General features: G+C 66.5%; 16 protein-coding genes. 9 read left to right on the forward strand and 7 right to left on the reverse strand.

Going from position 1 to position 16,351, the window contains the following annotated elements; translation table 11 throughout:
• Window positions 1-61 precede the first annotated feature (61 nt).
• From ACT6UX_RS22995 to argC, 4 genes are all read right to left on the reverse strand, one after another.
• On the reverse strand, window positions 62-1,093 hold the full coding sequence (locus tag ACT6UX_RS22995; RefSeq protein WP_444777481.1) for an ABC transporter substrate-binding protein: 1,032 nt from the start codon (window positions 1,091-1,093) through the stop codon (window positions 62-64).
• Window positions 1,094-1,253: 160 nt separating this feature from the next.
• On the reverse strand, window positions 1,254-3,002 hold the full coding sequence (gene araD / locus ACT6UX_RS23000; RefSeq protein ID WP_444777482.1) for an L-arabinonate dehydratase: 1,749 nt from the start codon (window positions 3,000-3,002) through the stop codon (window positions 1,254-1,256).
• A 45-nt stretch (window positions 3,003-3,047) separates the two neighbouring features.
• Window positions 3,048-3,524 carry a GNAT family N-acetyltransferase gene (locus tag ACT6UX_RS23005; RefSeq protein ID WP_444777483.1) on the reverse strand — a complete coding sequence of 159 codons (477 nt, stop codon included), beginning with the start codon at window positions 3,522-3,524 and terminating at the stop codon, window positions 3,048-3,050.
• Between the two features lie 10 nt (window positions 3,525-3,534).
• A complete protein-coding gene (gene argC, locus ACT6UX_RS23010; RefSeq protein ID WP_444777484.1) occupies window positions 3,535-4,494 on the reverse strand; it encodes an N-acetyl-gamma-glutamyl-phosphate reductase in 960 nt (319 codons plus the stop codon).
• A 269-nt stretch (window positions 4,495-4,763) separates the two neighbouring features.
• Here argC and ACT6UX_RS23015 point away from each other — a divergent pair, with 269 nt between their 5' ends.
• The gene (locus tag ACT6UX_RS23015) at window positions 4,764-5,258 is read left to right on the forward strand and encodes an L-2-amino-thiazoline-4-carboxylic acid hydrolase (RefSeq protein ID WP_444777485.1); all 495 of its coding nucleotides are present in this window, start codon (window positions 4,764-4,766) and stop codon (window positions 5,256-5,258) included.
• 9 nt (window positions 5,259-5,267) lie between these two features.
• On the opposite strand, the gene ACT6UX_RS23020 is transcribed toward ACT6UX_RS23015, so the two are convergent.
• Both ACT6UX_RS23020 and ACT6UX_RS23025 read right to left on the reverse strand, forming a co-directional pair.
• Complete coding sequence (locus ACT6UX_RS23020) at window positions 5,268-5,843, reverse strand: YdcF family protein (protein ID WP_444777486.1); 576 nt, start codon at window positions 5,841-5,843, stop codon at window positions 5,268-5,270.
• Window positions 5,840-7,243, reverse strand: a complete 1,404-nt coding sequence (locus tag ACT6UX_RS23025; protein WP_444777487.1) for an alpha/beta fold hydrolase — start codon at window positions 7,241-7,243, stop codon at window positions 5,840-5,842. Before ACT6UX_RS23025 ends, ACT6UX_RS23020 begins: the two co-directional genes overlap by 4 nt.
• Before the next feature lie 62 nt (window positions 7,244-7,305).
• Between ACT6UX_RS23025 and ACT6UX_RS23030 the strand changes: the two genes are divergently transcribed.
• The 8 genes from ACT6UX_RS23030 (at window position 7,306) to ACT6UX_RS23065 (ending at window position 14,761) form a co-directional block, all read left to right on the forward strand.
• On the forward strand, window positions 7,306-7,767 hold the full coding sequence (locus ACT6UX_RS23030) for a methylated-DNA--[protein]-cysteine S-methyltransferase (RefSeq protein WP_444777488.1): 462 nt from the start codon (window positions 7,306-7,308) through the stop codon (window positions 7,765-7,767).
• 46 nt (window positions 7,768-7,813) lie between these two features.
• Window positions 7,814-9,802, forward strand: coding sequence for a uroporphyrinogen-III synthase (locus ACT6UX_RS23035; protein ID WP_444777489.1), 1,989 nt, complete (start codon window positions 7,814-7,816; stop codon window positions 9,800-9,802).
• A gap of 8 nt (window positions 9,803-9,810) precedes the next feature.
• Window positions 9,811-11,205, forward strand: coding sequence for a heme biosynthesis protein HemY (locus ACT6UX_RS23040; protein WP_444777490.1), 1,395 nt, complete (start codon window positions 9,811-9,813; stop codon window positions 11,203-11,205).
• Between the two features lie 16 nt (window positions 11,206-11,221).
• On the forward strand, window positions 11,222-12,241 hold the full coding sequence (locus ACT6UX_RS23045) for a methionine synthase (RefSeq protein ID WP_444777491.1): 1,020 nt from the start codon (window positions 11,222-11,224) through the stop codon (window positions 12,239-12,241).
• Between the two features lie 87 nt (window positions 12,242-12,328).
• Entirely contained in the window at window positions 12,329-13,108 is a 780-nt protein-coding gene (locus ACT6UX_RS23050) for a hypothetical protein (protein WP_444777492.1), read from the forward strand.
• A gap of 46 nt (window positions 13,109-13,154) precedes the next feature.
• Window positions 13,155-13,427 (forward strand): hypothetical protein, encoded by a 273-nt coding sequence (locus tag ACT6UX_RS23055; RefSeq protein WP_444777493.1) that lies wholly within the window; start codon window positions 13,155-13,157, stop codon window positions 13,425-13,427.
• A gap of 81 nt (window positions 13,428-13,508) precedes the next feature.
• Window positions 13,509-14,021 (forward strand): hypothetical protein, encoded by a 513-nt coding sequence (locus ACT6UX_RS23060; protein ID WP_444777494.1) that lies wholly within the window; start codon window positions 13,509-13,511, stop codon window positions 14,019-14,021.
• Window positions 14,018-14,761, forward strand: coding sequence for a hypothetical protein (locus ACT6UX_RS23065; protein WP_444777495.1), 744 nt, complete (start codon window positions 14,018-14,020; stop codon window positions 14,759-14,761). Before ACT6UX_RS23060 ends, ACT6UX_RS23065 begins: the two co-directional genes overlap by 4 nt.
• Window positions 14,762-14,767: 6 nt before the next feature.
• On the opposite strand, the gene mutS is transcribed toward ACT6UX_RS23065, so the two are convergent.
• The coding region (gene mutS / locus ACT6UX_RS23070; protein ID WP_444777496.1) for a DNA mismatch repair protein MutS at window positions 14,768-16,351 on the reverse strand (1,584 nt) is incomplete at its 5' end.

The raw sequence follows: 16,351 nt of genomic DNA on the forward strand, positions 1-16,351 counted from the left end.
CGCGGACGAGGCCGGCAAGTCGACAGTTTGAGTTATGGTCATCGGCCTGTCCTGTCCGAGGTCAGCCCGGCCGCCGTGCCTTCTCGAAGAAGCGCACGTCGAACAGATCGTCGAGCGGTGCGGCTTCCTTGAGCGAGCCCAGCTTCACCTGATAGGCCTCCATCGCCTTCGACGGCGCGATGACCTCGCGCGGATCGATGACGAATTTGGTGGCCGGCGACTTCAGCGCCGTCTTGATCACCTCCAGATTGACGATGCCCTTGGCGAGGTTTGCCGCGACCGCCGGGGCCGCTTTGTCGGGATCGCGCGTCAGGAGATCGCCGGCGCGTACCAGCGCATCGACCAGTGCCTGCACGGCCGCAGGCTGTTTCGTGATCAGCGCGCCGGTGACGGCAACGACGGTACCGGGCTGGCCGGGAAACAGCTTGTCGCCGACCTCGACCAACTTGATGCCGGGATTCGATTTCTGAATGATCGTCAGCGCCGGCTCACGCACGGTCGCGCCCTCGACCGCATCGGCCAGCACGGCCTGCTGCGTGGCATCGATACCCATGGCCACGACTTCCACATCCTCGCGGTTGGCTTTGACGACCTCCCACAGCCAGTATTGAAGCGTCGTATTGGGAACCGAGCCGGCCGGCTGGGTGGCGAGCCGCGCAGGCTTGCCCGTCGCCGCCTTGTAACGCTTGAAGGCCTCGGCCGGCGCGACACCTTGGGCGAAATGCTGCGCAAGGCGCGGCACGGCGACGAACACGTTCTCACCGCTCGCCGTCGCTGCCACGACTTTCACATCGACGCCGCGCGAGCGTGCGACACCGAGTGGTGCGATGCCCGCGACATAGGCGTCGAGCGTGCCCGAGGCCAGCGCCTGGATGGCATGCGGTCCCGACTGGAAGGTCGTCAGTGTCAGGTCGAGACCCGCCTCCTTGGCCCAGCCCTCCTTGTCGACGACGAAGATCGGCGCCGCGCCGATCACCGGAATGTTGCCGATGCGAATCGGCACGCGTGCACCCTGGGCTCGGACGGCGGGGAACGCCAGCAGCGACGCGCCGCCCGCCAGGAAGGCGCGACGCCGGAACGATGACAAGGTCATGGAAACTCTCTGCAAACGCTCGCGTACGATCACGCGCGCCGCTGAGATAGAAAATTCAGTCGGTCCGAACAATCCGTCCGGCAAAAATGGATGAGAAGTGGTTGGGACATCTCATCCCCTTGGAAGAATTTGCTTCGCGTGGTCGCTCGGAATGAGGCTTTCAGTAGATCGACGGCTCCGCGACCGGCTTGCCGAACGCCGTTTCGAGGAAATCGAAGTCGCAGCCCTCGTTGGCCTGCTTGATATGCTTCGTGAACATCCAGCCGTAGCCACGTTCGTAACGCGGCTCGGGCTTCTTCCACGCTGCCTTGCGCTTCGCCAGCTCCTCGTCCGAGACGTTCATGTCGATCGTGCGCTTGTCGACGTCGAGCGAGATCATGTCGCCGGTCTTCACCAAAGCGAGCGGCCCGCCGATATAGGATTCCGGCGAGACGTGCAGGATACAGGCACCGTAGCTGGTGCCGCTCATGCGGCTGTCGGAGAGGCGCACCATGTCGCGCACGCCCTGCTTCACCAGCTTGGTGGGGATCGGCAGCATGCCCCATTCCGGCATCCCCGGCCCACCCTGCGGCCCGGCATTGCGCAGGATCAGCACCGTGTCCTCGGTGACGTCGAGATCCTCGCGGTCGATCGCGGCCTTCATCGAGGGATAATCGTCGAACACCAGGGCCGGTCCGGTGTGCTTCAGGAACTTCGGCGCGCAGGCGCTCGGTTTGATGACGCAGCCGTCGGGCGCAAGGTTACCCTTGAGCACCGCGAGAGCGCCCTCCTTGTAGATCGGGTTGGCGACGGAGCGGATCACGTCGTCGTTGTAGATTTCCGCGCCCTTCACGTTTTCGCCCAGGGTGCGGCCGGTCACGGTGAGCGTGTCGAGATGGAGGTGATCGCGGATCTGCTCGATCAGGCCCGGCAGGCCGCCGGCATAGAAGAAATCCTCCATCAGGTATTTGTCGCCGCTCGGCCGGATGTTGGCGATCACCGGTACCTTGCGACTGGCGCGCTCGAAATCGTCGAGGCCGATCTTCTGGCCGGCGCGGCGCGCCAGCGCGATCAGGTGGATGATGGCGTTGGTCGAGCAGCCGACTGCCATCGCCACGGTGATGGCGTTGAGGAACGCCTCATGTGTCAGGATCTTGTTCGGCGTCAGGTCCTCCCAGACCATGCCGACGATGCGGCGGCCGCACTCGGAGGCCATGCGGATGTGGTTGGCATCCGCGGCGGGGATCGACGAGGCGCCGGGCAGCGACATGCCGAGCGTCTCGGCCATCGCCATCATCGTGGCCGCCGTGCCCATGGTCATGCAGGTTCCGTAGCTGCGCGCGATGCCGGCCTCGACATCGACCCAGTCGGAGTCGGTGATCTTGCCGGCGCGGCGCTCGTCCCAGAATTTCCACGCGTCCGAGCCCGAACCGAGCACCTTGCCCTTCCAGTTGCCGCGCAGCATCGGCCCGGCCGGGAGATAGATCGTCGGAAGACCGACGCTGATCGCGCCGAGCAGCAGCGCCGGCGTGGTCTTGTCGCATCCGCCCATCAGCACGACGCCGTCGACCGGATGACCCCGCAGCAGCTCCTCGGCATCCATGGCCAGCAGGTTGCGATAGAGCATCGTCGTCGGCTTCAGCAGGCTTTCCGACAGCGACAGCGCCGGCAGCTCGATCGGGAAGCCGCCGGCCTGCAGGATGCCGCGCTTCACGTCGTCGACGCGCGTCTTGAAGTGCATGTGGCAGGGCTGGGCATCGGACCAGGTGTTGAGGATGGCGATGACCGGCTTGCCGGCCCATTCCTCAGGCGCGTAGCCCATCTGCATCGCCCGCGAGCGATGACCGAAGGCGCGCAGATCGTCGGGCGCGAACCAGCGCGCGCTGCGCAGCTGATCGGGAGTCTTGTTCTTTGGCTTGCTGTCCGGCATGGCTTTTCCTCCGCGCCGGACGCGACCACATTCAAGGGATCGCGGTCAAGCCGCGACGCCGCACGGCAGGATCGCCTTGCTCATATAGACCGTGACACCGAGCGCCGAGCTCTCCTCGCGGTCGATCCGGTAGCCGACGGCGAGATAGAGCCGGACGTTCGCCTCGAACATCTTGTTCGTATAGAGCCGCACGTCCGCGTAGCCGAGTTCGAGCGCCTGGCGCTCGGCGTGCGCAAGCAGATACCGGCCCAGGCCGCGCCCCTGGAAAGCCGGCGCGACGGCGACGTTCTCGATCACCAGGTGATCGCCCTTGTCGATCGTCTCGATGAGGGCCGCGAGGCCGCCGTCGAGAAAGGCAAGGTCGATGCGATGCTGGCGCACCGCCTCGTCATAGTCGGCGCGCATCGGCAGCGGCTCACGGCCGATCACGGGCACCCACTTGGCATAGGCTTCGCGCGTGAGCACACGCACGGCGGCGGCATCGTCCGCCACCGCGCGCCGCAGCGCCGGTGTCTCGTCCATGACGAAAGCCTCAGCCGAGCTTGAGGCCCGTCGTCTCGTCGACGCCGGTCTTGAGGTTGATGCACTGCACCGCCGCGCCCGACGCACCCTTGCCGAGATTGTCGAGCGAGGCCACGGCCAGGACGTTGCCCTCGGCATCGTTGCCGTAGACCGCGAGTTCCATCGTGTTGGTGTCGATCAGCCGGTCGGCCCGCAGGAAGCGGTCGCGCTCCAGCCACGCCCGGTCGGCCAGCGGCCGCACCGGCACGAAGGTCTCGCCGGCATAATAGTCGCTCAGCACTTGGTGGACGTCCTTGGCCGTCACCTGCTTCGTGGTGATGTCGCGCGTGATCGGCACGGTGATCAGCATGCCCTGGGCATAGTGGCCGACCGACGGCACGAAGAGCGGCGCATGCGTGAGGCCGGAATACTTCTTCATCTCCGGCACGTGCTTGTGCGTGAGCTCGAGCCCGTAGAGTCCGAACGGCTCGACGCCGGGCTGCTCATGCACCGCGATCAGCTCCTTGCCGCCGCCGGTATAGCCCGACACGCCGAACACGGCGGGCGTCGCGTCGGTGCGGACGATGCCGGCATCGACCAGCGGCCGCAGCAGCGCGATGGCGCCGGTCGGATAGCAGCCCGGATTGCTGATGCGGTTCGAGTCGAGCAGCTTCTGGCGCTGGTCCCTGGCGAGTTCCGGGAAACCGTAGGTCCAACCCTCGGCCACGCGATGCGCCGTCGAGGCGTCGATCACGACCGTATCGCTGTCACCAATTGCCGCCACCAGCTCCTTGGCTGCGGCGTCGGGCAGACAGAGCACGGTGATGTCGGAGGCCTTGGCGATCTCGGCGCGCTTGCCCAAGTCCTTGCGGTCGGCCACCGGCAGTTCGAGCAGCTCGATGTCGGCCCGGTCCTTGAGCCGGTCGAGGATCTGCAAGCCCGTGGTGCCGTGCTGGCCGTCGATGAAAATCTTCGTCTTGTTGGTGGTCATGGTCTTCTCTCTCGATGCAGGGCCTTGAGGGAAATGGCCGACTGGAGAAGGAAGGATGGAAGCCGCTTCGTCTCTCCAGCGGCTTCACGATACGGCGCGTTTGTTACTGTTGCGCGCGCGCGTTCACTTACCGCTTTTGCGAGCGGCGACGTCGCGACCGGAGGAGGGCAGGCGAATTCATGGTGGGGCCGATATTTCATCGGGGCTCCCCCCTGTCAAGATGCCGCCGACACGCTAGGTTCGATTATTCCCTGTTCTGGAGACAAGCCATGAGCCAGTCGCCCGCCGCCGCCTCCCATCCGGAAGGCCTCTCGATGCTGGAGAAGCGCACGATCGAGGCCGAGATCCTCAAAGAGGTCTACGAGACCCTGAAGGCCAGCCACGGCGAGGAGGTCGCGAAGACGACGATCGAGGAATCGGTGCGCCGCTCGGCCATCGAGCAGGCCCGCCAGTTCGCCGCCTCGGTACCCGGCGGCACATCGCTCAAGTCGTTCCAGGACATCCAGCATCTGTGGACCAAGGGCGGGTCGCTGGAAATCGAGGTCAAGGAACAGACCGACAAGAGCTTCGTGTTCGATGTCGTGCGCTGCCGCTATGCCGAAACTTACAAGAAGATGGGGCTGGGGGAGATCGGCGGCTTGCTGTCCTGCAACCGCGACGGCGCCTTCTGCGAAGGCTACGACCCCAAACTCAAGCTCGAACGCACGCAGACGATCATGCAGGGCGCCAGCCACTGCAACTTCAAGTACACGTACGAAGAATGAACCGCATGCCTATGGCCAGTCGGCGATAAAGCCCCGATTCTTGTAGGGCTCGATCTTGCGCCACTCAAGGAGCACCCGTTCGCGGAACAGCGCGTCGGTATGCCAGCGTTCGACCGGTACGCCGTAGGGATTGATCGTCAGCAGCATCTTTTCGACGTCGGGCCAGTGGCGATGCAGAGTCATGGGATAGCGGCGCGCGGTGCAGATCTTGCCCAGACAGATCACGCTTCCGATGTTTTCCCGGCCGAGTGCGGAATCGATGACGGGAAGCGAGAAGATCACGTTCTCGCCGGTGTTGGTCGCCCGATGTTCCTCCAGAATCAACACTTCGGGCACCCCACCGGCCACCATCGCCTGTTTGATGATCGTGCATTCGGTGCGGGTATCGCCTGCCGTCAGGCCGCCGCTTACGATGGCATGGCGAAAGAAGCCGCGGCGCCAAAGCTCGAGAGCGGCTTGGACCGTTTCGCCCACGCCATGGCGAGTGCCGAAGACGAACAGGAGATCGGCCGACCGGATCGGCGTGGAGATCAGATGTTCTGCGTTGATCCGCGCGATTTCCAGATCGCTCGGGAGATCGCTCAATTCAGGAACTCCGCCACCACGATATGGCCGTCCTTGGCGGGCCAGGTGCGGGTCGGAATGGTCTCGTTGTTGAACACGGCCATCACGGTGCGCGTCGGCGCGGCGTCGAAGGTGAGACGGCCCGTGGAAACGCCAGGCACGCCGTCGTTGATGCCGGGCGGCACCTTGCCGTCGAGCGAGAACTTGTCGCGGCCGACGCCGAAATAGCCGCGCGGCCGGCTCATGATCGTGACCGCGCCGGCGCCTTCGTCGGCCTTGCCGAAGGGCTGCGGCCGCAGGTGGACCACGTCGCTCGAGCGCAGGAACGGCGAGCGGTAGGTGTGCGTCGTCGGCAGTCCCGGCACCCGGAGCACGAACTCGTAATGGGAATCGGAGCGGCCGACGAAGGGCCCCCAGACTCCGTCCTCGCCGGTGGTCTTGCGCAGCAGCGCCACCGCGCTCTTGCGCTCGCCGGTCTTCGAATCGACCTCGAAGATCTCGACCTCGGCGCCGGCCACGGGGATGTTGGTGTAAGTCCCTTCGCTGAAGCCTGTGACCTTGCCGTTCAGGATCGGCAGCGGCTCCTGGGCGATGAACATGCTGCCGGGCGGCTTGCCGGTGATGTGCTCGAACATCGCGGCGAAGGCCAATTTGTGGAACGCGACCTCGCGATGGTCGAGCCCGTCCAGGATCACGTTGCGCGCGCCGCGCAGTTCGGAGGCATCGTAGCCGACACCGGTCGGCTTGCCGGGCGCACCGACGAAGCGGCCGTCCGGTTGCGAATACTTGTCGTTGTTGTCTGAGCGGATCGCCATCATCTCGACGCCCGGGATCAGGTCGTCGGAACCGCCGTTGAGGCCCTTGAGGAACGGGAAGGCGCCGTTGAATTCGCTGCCGGGCAGCAGGGACTCTGAAATCACGATGCCCTTGTTGGGCGTGCCGCAGAGCACGGCATGGCTCACCAGATCCGCCCCGCCACCGTTCTTCAGCAGGGCGCGAATGGCGTTGCCGCCGCGCGAGGAACCGATGAGCGCGACCTTTCGGCGGCGCGTCGCCTTCAGGACCTGCAGCACGAAGCGCGACAGTTCCTTCATCTGATCCTCGGCCGAGGATCGCAACGGCTGCGGCTTTGAATCGTCACTGCGCGCGTTGGGATAGACGAAGTCGATGGCAAACAGCTGGTTGCGCTTGTAGCCATTGGCTTCGAAACGCCACAGGTTGTTGATCCAGAGCGCGCTCGAATCGCCATTGCCGTGCACGAACACGACCGGCGGCGGCCCGACCTCGGGCTGCGGACGGCGCGGCACCGGCTGACCGAAGACTTGCCGCGAATACGCGAGCGCAGGCGCCAGCATGGCGGCGCCGCCGAGCAGCGCGCGGCGGGTCGGGCCTTTCTTCGAGGACCGCAGCCCCTTGCTCATCACTCCCCCAGACATTCTTCCCCATGTTGGCAAATAGCGGGCGCCGGCGCTACGCTTGCCACATGTCCATTCGTTACGTCGACAGCCCGGTCGGCCGGTTGGCCGTCGAGGCGGATCACGACGCCGTGACCTCGGTGCGCTGGTCCAATGGCGAAAGCGCGCACGACAGGTCGACGACGCCGGTGCTCGAAGAGGCGGTGCGCCAGCTCGAGCAATATTTCGCCGGAAAGCTCAAGCGCTTCGACCTGCCGCTGGCGGCGCGCGGAACCGACTTCCAGAAGAGCGTCTGGAACATGATGTGTGAAATTCCCTTCGGCGGGACCGCGACCTATGGTGGCATGGCGATGGCCCTGGGGTCCGGCCCACGCGCCGTCGGCATGGCCTGCGGCCGCAATCCCATCCCCATCATCGTACCCTGCCACAGGGTCCTGGGCAGCGGGGGCAAGGAAGGCGGCTTCTCGGGCGGCCAGGGCCTGCCGACCAAGCGCCAGCTGCTGACGCTCGAAGGCGTCGTGCTTCTTTAATTTCTATGACGTTGCGTCGGCCGGACGCCCCGGCTACGGAAGCGTCATGCGCGTACTGATCACCCGGCCGGAACGCGAGGCGACCACGCTGGCAACGGCGCTGGCCGAGCGCGGCCATGTCCCCGTCATCGCGCCCCTGTTCCGTCTCGAGATTCTTCATCCGCCGGCGACCTTCGCCACGGATCTTTCCGAGTGCCAGGCCATCCTGCTGAGCAGCGCCAATGGCGCGCGCGCCCTGGCCGAAGCCGGCGAACAGCGCGGCAAGCCCATTCTTGCGGTCGGCGATACCACCGCCTCGACCGCGGAAGGACTGGGCTTCGTCTCGGTCGTGTCCGCCGCGGGCGATGGACGGGCGCTGGCCGATCTCGCGCGAAAGCGCCTCGACCCCAAGGCCGGTCCTCTCCTGCACGTGTCCGGTGTCGACATCGCCCAGGATTTCGCGGCCGCCCTCGCCCCCGACGGGTTCGAGGTACGTCGCGTGCCCCTCTATGACGCGCGTGAAGAGACCACACTGCCGGACTCGGCGCGCGCTGCCATCGAGGCCCGCGCGGTCGACGCCGCGATGTTCTTTTCGCCGCGCGCCTCGGATCTGTTCGCCCGGCTCGTGCAGGAAGGCGGACTTTCCACGGCGCTATCCAATGTCACCGCCATCGCCATCAGTCCGGCGGCGCTCGAGCCCTTGAGGGCCCTGCCGTTCAAGGCGACGGTGGCGGCAGCGCATCCCACCCGCCAGTCCGTTCTGGACGAGATCGACCGGCTGCCCGCTGACACCGTCTTGGGCGCCCCCAAGGCCGCCGCCGAGGCGGCCGTAGAAGGACCGAGCATCATGAGCGACACACCTTCTTCTCCCGAATCGACGGCACCGCCGGCCGCTTCCATGACACCGCGGCCCGTCGAAGTCCGCCGCGGCATCGGCGTGGCCGGCGCTTTCATCGTCGGGCTGGTCGCCTCCTGCCTGGTCTTGGCGGGCGCCCTGATCAGCCTGCCCTACTGGCCGGCGGAAATTCGCGCCCTGTGGCAGGGCCAAGGCGCGGCTTCCGCGACGCCGGCGCCCGCCCTCGACCTCCAGCAGGTTCGCCAGGATGCGACCGCCGTCGCCAACGCCTCCGTGGAAGCTGCCAAGCGCGAAATCTCGGCGCGCCTCGACGATCTCGAAAAGCGGGTGCGCGCCGCCTCGGCCGCCGCGGCGGAACAGCCGGCCAGTCCGGGTACCGGTGGCCCTGATCCGGCGATTGCCGAACTGCGCGGCAAGATCGAGGCGCTGGAAGGTCGCGCCGCGGCTCCCGCCCCCGTGCCGGCGACGCCGACCCAGGCGGCCCCGAACCCGGAGCAGGAAAAGGAGCTCGCCACCCTGCGGCTCGAGCTGGCGACCATGCGCAACACCGTGCAGACGATGGACCAGACGATCGCCGTGCAGCGCGACCAGACGAAGCTGCTGGCCGAGGCCGTCGACAAGGCGCGCGGCGAAGCGAGCGCCCGGAATGCCGGCGAACAGAAGGCGATGAGCGCGGCGCGCGCCTCCGCCCTGATCGGCATCGCCGCACGGCTGAGCGCGGCCGTCGAATCCGGCCTGCCCTTTGCCACCGACCTCGCTTTGCTGACGCCGCTGGCCCAAGGTGACGCCAGGCTGACCGAGAGCGCCACCACCCTGCAGGCCTATGCCCAGAACGGCGTCGCCTCGCGGCCTGCGCTGGTGGCGGAGTTTCCGGCGGTCGCCAAGGCTGCGCTGGCCGACGATCTCGCCGACGATTCGTTCGGCGAACGGCTGCTCGGCAAGGTCCGTGGGCTGGTTTCCCTGCGCCGCGTCGGCAACGACGTCGAAGGCGACGGCACGGAAGCCAAGCTCGCGCGGGCCGAAGCCGCTCTCGAGGCCGGTGACCTTGCCAAGGCAGTCGCGCTGGTGAAGACGCTGCCACCGCAGACGTCGCGCGCCACCACCGGCTGGCTGTCACGCGCCGAGGCCAATCTCGCCGCCAAGAAGGCGGCCGACCAGATCTCCTCGCAGGCCGTCACCCTGCTCGGCTCGGCCCGGTAGGTCCTGCGATGACGATCCTGCGCACCATCATCTGGTTCGTCTTCGCCATCGTGGCGATGCTGGGCGCGGTGTGGCTGGCCGAACGGCCGGGCTCCGTGACCGCCGAGTTCCGCGGCTGGCGGCTCGATACCAGCGTCGGCGTGCTGATGATCTCCGTGCTCGTGCTGATCCTGGTCAGCGTCGGCGGATGGCTCCTCTATCGCTGGATCGTCGGGGCCCCCGGCGCGCTGCTCGACGGTTGGGGCGAGAGCCGGCGCCGTCGCGGCTATCGCGAGCTGACCCAGGGACTCGCCGCCGTGGCGGCCGGCGACGGGGTGGAAGCGCAGAAGCATGCGCGCAAGGCTGAGCAGCTTCTGTCGGAGCCGGCACTCACGCTCCTTCTCTCGGCGCAGGCCGCCCAGCTCAACGGCGACCGCGACGGCGCACGGCGCGCCTTCACCGCCATGCTCGAAGACGAGCAGATGGCCTTCCTCGGCCTGCGCGGCCTGATCGGCCAGTCGCTGCGTGACGGCGACCAGGCCCAGGCGCTGTCCTATGCCGAACGCGCCTTCCGGCTGCGGCCGCAGACGCCCTGGGTCGTGCATTCGCTGTTCGACATGCAGGCGCAGGTCGGCCAGTGGCGGGCGGCCCAGGAGACGCTGGAGACGGGCATCCGCCGCAAGGTCGTCACGGCCGACAAGGGCCGCACCCTGAAGGCGCTGCTGGAGGTCGAGCGCAGCCGCGAGGCGGAGCGCGAAGGCCGCCCCAGCGACGCGCTGGCGCTCGCCCGCGAGGCCTTCGGACTCGCGCCCGAACGCATTGCGGTGACGCGCCGCCTCGCCGAACTGCAGCTCAAGGCGGGCGATACGAAGAAAGCGATGAAGACCATCGAGCGCGGCTGGTCGCTGGCGCCGCATCCCGATCTCGCGTCGCTCTACCTCGACGCCTCGGGCGAGACCGAAGCGCTGAAGCGGGTCGGTGTCGCACGCCGGCTGGCCGAGCAGAATCCCGGCGACATCGAAAGCCATCTGGCGCTCGCCCAGGCCTCGCTGGATGCCGGCCTGTGGGGCGAGGCACGCCGGCATCTCGACACCGCTGCCGGCACCAACCCGTCGACCCGCGTCTGCCGCCTCATGGCCGAGGTGGAGGAGCGTGAGCAGACCGGTCAGGACAAGGTGCGCGCGTGGCTCGCCCGCGCCGCCGATGCGCCGGCCGATCGCGCCTGGCGCTGCAACGCGTGCGGCGCCCATCACGAAGGCTGGCGGCCGGTCTGCGAGAGCTGCGGCGCGTTCGGCACGCTGCAATGGCGCGCACCCGGTACCTACGGGCATATCCTGCCGCCGGAGGCCGCAGCGTCCGAATCGCTGGAGGTGCCACGCGGATCCAATCTGCCCGTCCCGGCCGCGAACAACACGACGACTTAGAAAAAGAGGAAACGCCATGTTCGAGACGACGCTTGCGGGCAGCCTGCCCAAGCCGGCCTGGCTCGCCACGCCCAACGTCCTGTGGGCGCCGTGGACGCTGTCGGGAGAGCCGCTGTTCGAGGCCAAGGACGACGCCACCTTCCTCGCCATCCGCCGCCAGGAAGAGGCCGGCCTCGACGTCGTGAGCGATGGCGAGCAGGCGCGGCAGCATTTCGTGCACGGCTTCCTGGCCGAGGTCGACGGCGTCGACTTCGACAAGAAGGTCCGGATGGGCATCCGCAACAACCGCTACGACGCCGATTGCCCGACCGTCACCTCGGCGCTGAAGCGCCGCCGGTTCGTACATGAGCGCGAGGCGCGCATCGCCCGCGCCGCCACTTCGCGCAAGCTCAAGTTCACCCTGCCCGGCCCGATGACCCTGATCGACACGCTGGCCGACGGCTACTATGGCGACCGCGTGAAGATGGCCTTCGCCTTCGCCGAACTGCTGAACCAGGAAGCGAAGGACCTCGAAGCGCTCGGCGTCGACGTCGTGCAGTTCGACGAGCCCGCCTTCAACGTCTACCTCAACGAGACGGTCGACTGGGGCGTGCCGGCGCTGGAGAAAGCGGCCGAGGGGCTGAAGTGCACCACCGCCGTCCACATCTGCTACGGCTACGGCATCGAGGCCAACAACAAGTGGAAGGAGACGCTGGGCGAAAGCTGGCGCCAGTACGAGCAGACCTTCCCGGCGCTCGATCGCAGCTCGATCCAGCAGGTCTCGCTCGAAGTCCGCGACAGCCACGTGCCGCCCGAGCTGATGAAGCTCCTGAAGACCAAGACCGTGCTGGTCGGCGCCATCAACGTTGCCTCCGACAGGATCGAGACGCCGGAAGAAGTGGCTGCGACCCTGAAGCTCGCGACCGAGTTCGTCGATCCCGAACGCATCCAGGCCTGCACCAACTGCGGCATGGCCCCGATGACCCTCGGCGTCGCCTACGGCAAGCTGCGAGCGCTCTCCGAGGGCGCGGCGCTGGCACGAAAGGCGTTCGGCTGAAGGAGCTGCGCCAACGCGATGCCACCCAAGCGCGAGGGTTGACTTACCACTTCACTCAGACGTGCTGCTCGTAGCAAACTGGCCGGCATGAGCATGACGGAAACGCGGCCGATGCCGCCGGCCAGCCAACTGATCCGACAGGGATTCCAGCACTGGCTAGTCCACCAACGCGCCTTCTGGCTACTCGCCGGCCTCGGTGCGATCGGCATCGTTGTTCTGAAGATGGTCATTCCGAGCGGTTCCTCGGGTGTCGTGGCGGGATTGTACATTTTCGTCTTCGACCAATGGCTGAAACTTGCCCTGTTTCCCGACTGGAAGCAGCGCGAACCGGCCTTGAGGAAGAGCAAGGAGGGGCGACGCCTTGCGCAGCCCCGCTGGAGTTTCTGGGGGTTTGGCTTCGCCTATGCCTTCGTGGTGTTCGCTGCGGGAATGCTGCTGATCCTCCTCATGGCGCCGGAGATATTTCGCGGCAGGATGGAAACTTCGACGGCCCTGCTCTCTGCGGTCGCCCTGGGGTTGGCGATGTGTCTTGCAACGCTGATCTTCGCACCAAGCTTGTTGTTCCTGCCCGCTGGTATCGCCGGGCTCGAATGGAACCTTGGTGACGCCTTTCGGGAGGCCAGCGGCGGCATTCGGGGTTCGCTCATGGTGCTGGCGATGTCGGGCACGCTGATCGCGCTGGTTGGGCCTCTACTGATATCCCTCAACACCCTTTTTCTGCCGCCAGGATTTCTTCTCCTTGCTCTTGCTTTCCAGGTCCTCGCGGCATTGCTGGATTTGTTTGCGCTCTATCTCGTCGCCTATGGCACCGCACGTCTTTTCATCGCAAAGACCGGCTGGCAGCCGACGCCTCTTCCCGAAGCTTGACCGAATAGCGAGATGCGCAACCTCCAAGTGAACTCAGGTTGAGAGCATGCAGGAGAGCGACGCGGTTCCGTCGACGGGCAGGCTGATCGGCGAAGCGTTCGATCACTGGGCCACGCATCAGGGACGGTTCTGGATGATTGCCGGACCAGCCGGCCTTGCTCTTACAGCGCTCTCTTTCGCAGGGCCTCATATCTCACCTCTACTATTTGGAGGGCTTGAGCCGGTCCTTGACTTTCGTCTGGTCCAGTCAGGTATTCATGTCCTTCTAATCGCCCTCGTTCTTTATCAGTGGTTCAAGTACGCGCTGTACGACGATTGAGGTCAGCGTCTTCGCACGCTCCTGGGAGAGGATCGATTCCCCTGGCGCGCTTTCGTCAGCGGCGGTTTCATCGCTTTCTGGATGCTGCAGTGGCTTCTCTCCAGCATCACGTTCACGCTCTGGGGTGAACTCATCAGAAGCCAGATGCCGTCTCAGGAAGACTTGAGACAAGGCGTGCCCATCACCTGGCTCGTTCACGTACCCATCGGATGGATCAAGGAAATCGCACTTGTCGGGCTCTTCGGCGGCTTCCTGCTGCTCCTGCCGGCGCGCGCAGTGGGTATTTCGTGGGGGCCTGGGCAAGCATTTCGTGAGGCTGACGGCACCCGTCGCAAAATGATCGCGATTGCCTTGTTCCTGACGCTCCTGTTGTTCGTGAGTGAGAGGGCCTTGAATGTATTCGAGACGTTCGTCGTGCCACCGCACATATCGGGCTTAGTAGGCCTGATCATCCTCTTCGTCTCCACCCTGCTGCTTCGCGTCATCGAGCTATTGACGCTCTACATACTGGCCCAGACCGTCAGCCGGCTGTTCGTCATGAAGACAGGTTGGACGCCGGAGCGAGAATTGCCGGAGAGGTTCGCACCGAAATGACTGCCGAGACGCCGCCGCTTAGCCGCCTGTTCCGCGAAGGCTTCCGGCACTGGTGCTCCCACCAGCGCGATTTCTGGCTGTTCGCGGCCTTTGCCATTCCCGGCATCGCCTTTTTCAGGATCACCAACACCGGAACGATCGCCCTCGCGATCCTGTTCACGCTTGCTCTCGATCGGTGGCTAAAACTCACGATGTTCGCCGACCTCAGGCAGCGAACGAAATTGCTGGCGAAGAGCAAAGGCGGACCAAGCTTGATTGTGCCGAGTGGCGGCGTCTGGGGATTTTGTCTCGCCTATGGATTCGTAATGTATGTCGCAGGCCTGACCCTGCTCATCGTCCTGGCACCCGGCGTGTCCAAGACAGGGCTGGTGGCCGCAACCGTCATCAGCGCGGCGACGATGCTTCTGACGAGTCTGGTCTTCTCACCGCAGTTCCTGGCACCGGCCGCGAGCGTGGCAGGAGTGAAGTGGGACCCCCGTGAAGCCATCAGGGAATCCAGGGGCGTCCGCGCCTCTCTAGTTTCCCTCGTGATCCTTTGCACGTTGATCGACCTGGCCGTCCCGCTGCTCTTCGCCTTCTCGTCGACGGCCCTACCGCAACCTTCGTCGACATTCGCCATCGGCTTCGCCGGCCTGGTGGCGTTCATCGACCTGTTTGCGCTGTATTTTCTGGCCTACGGCACGGCCCGCCTCTTCATGGCAAAGACAGGCTGGCAACCCGAGCCGCTGCCGGTCGCCTGATCGCAATCAGTCGGCAGGTAAACGCGAACGAAGCGCGTAAAGGGCGTCGAGCGCTTCGCGCGGGGAGAGTTCGTCGGGGTTGATTTCGGCCAGGGCCTTCTCGACTTCCGATTCCTTCGGCTTGGCCGTGCCGCTCGCGGGACGGGCGGGGGCAGCGGCAAAAAGCGGGAGGTCGTCGGCCACACGCGTGACCGCACTCGACTGTTCGCCCTTCTCCAGCACCGCCAGAACTTCCTCGGCGCGCGACACGACGGCGGCGGGAAGGCCGGCGAGCTGGGCCACGTGGATGCCGTAGGAGCGGTCGGCGGCGCCGGGCGCGACCTCGTGCAGGAACACGACCTCGTTCTGCCATTCCTTGACGCGCATCGTGTACGGCGCCAGCGCGTCGAGTCGTTCCTTGAGCGCGCCCAGCTCGTGATAGTGGGTGGCGAACAATGCGCGGCATTTGTTGACGTCGTGCAGATGTTCCAAGGTCGCCCAGGCGATCGACAGGCCGTCGAAGGTCGCGGTGCCGCGGCCGATCTCGTCGAGGATGACCAGGCTCCGGGCCGTCGCCTGGTTCAGGATCGCCGCGGTCTCGACCATCTCGACCATGAAGGTGGAACGGCCGCGTGCCAGGTCGTCGGCGGCGCCGACCCGGCTGAACAGGCGGTCGACGACGCCGATGGTGGCGGACTTGGCCGGCACGAAGGCGCCGGCCTGGGCCATCACGGCAATCAGGGCGTTCTGGCGCAGGAAGGTCGATTTGCCGGCCATGTTCGGACCGGTCAGCAGCCACAGCCGGCGCTCGGTGCCGAGATAGCAGTCGTTGGGCACGAACCCCGCGCCGTTCTGGCGGGCCAGCGCCGCCTCGACGACCGGGTGGCGGCCGCCCTCGATGGCGAAGGCCGGCTCGTCGGTCAGCGTCGGCCGCACATGGTTGCCGCTGGCCGCGAGTTCGGCCAGCGCCGAGGAGACGTCGAGCGAGGCCAGCGCGCGGCCGGCCGCCGCGATCGACGCCGACACCGCCATGACCTTGGCCACCAGCTCCTCGAACACGGCCAGTTCGAGCGCCAGCGCCTGGTCGGCGGCGCGGCCGATGCGGGTTTCGAGATCGGCCAGCTCGGCCGTGCTGAAGCGCGTCGCGTTCGACATCGACTGCCGTCGCGTGAAGCCCAGCGCCGCCAGGTCGAGTTTGTCGGCGTGGGTCGCCGTCACCTCGATATGGTAGCCGATCATGTTGTTGTGCCGGATCTTGAGCGACGGCACGCCCGCCGCCGTCCGGTACTTGGCTTCGAGGCCGGCCACGGTCTTGCGGCTGTCGTCGCGCAGGGTGCGCTGCTCGTCGAGTTCGGCCCGGTAACCCTGCCGCACGAAGCCGCCGTCGCGCACCAGCAGCGGCGGCTCGTCGGCCAGCGCCTCGGCCAGCGCCGCGACGATCGCACCGTGGTCGGAGCAGCACATGACGATCTCGGCCAGAGGCGCCGGCGGCGGCAACAACGCTTCGGGCTCGGCCCGCAGCGACCGGGCCAGCGTCTCGCCCGAGTCCAGCCCGTCGCGCAAGGCCGCGAGATCGCGCGGGCCGCCGCGGCCGACCGACAGGCGCTGCAG

Source organism: Reyranella sp. (genome assembly GCF_052439685.1).
GTDB lineage: Bacteria > Pseudomonadota > Alphaproteobacteria > Reyranellales > Reyranellaceae > Reyranella.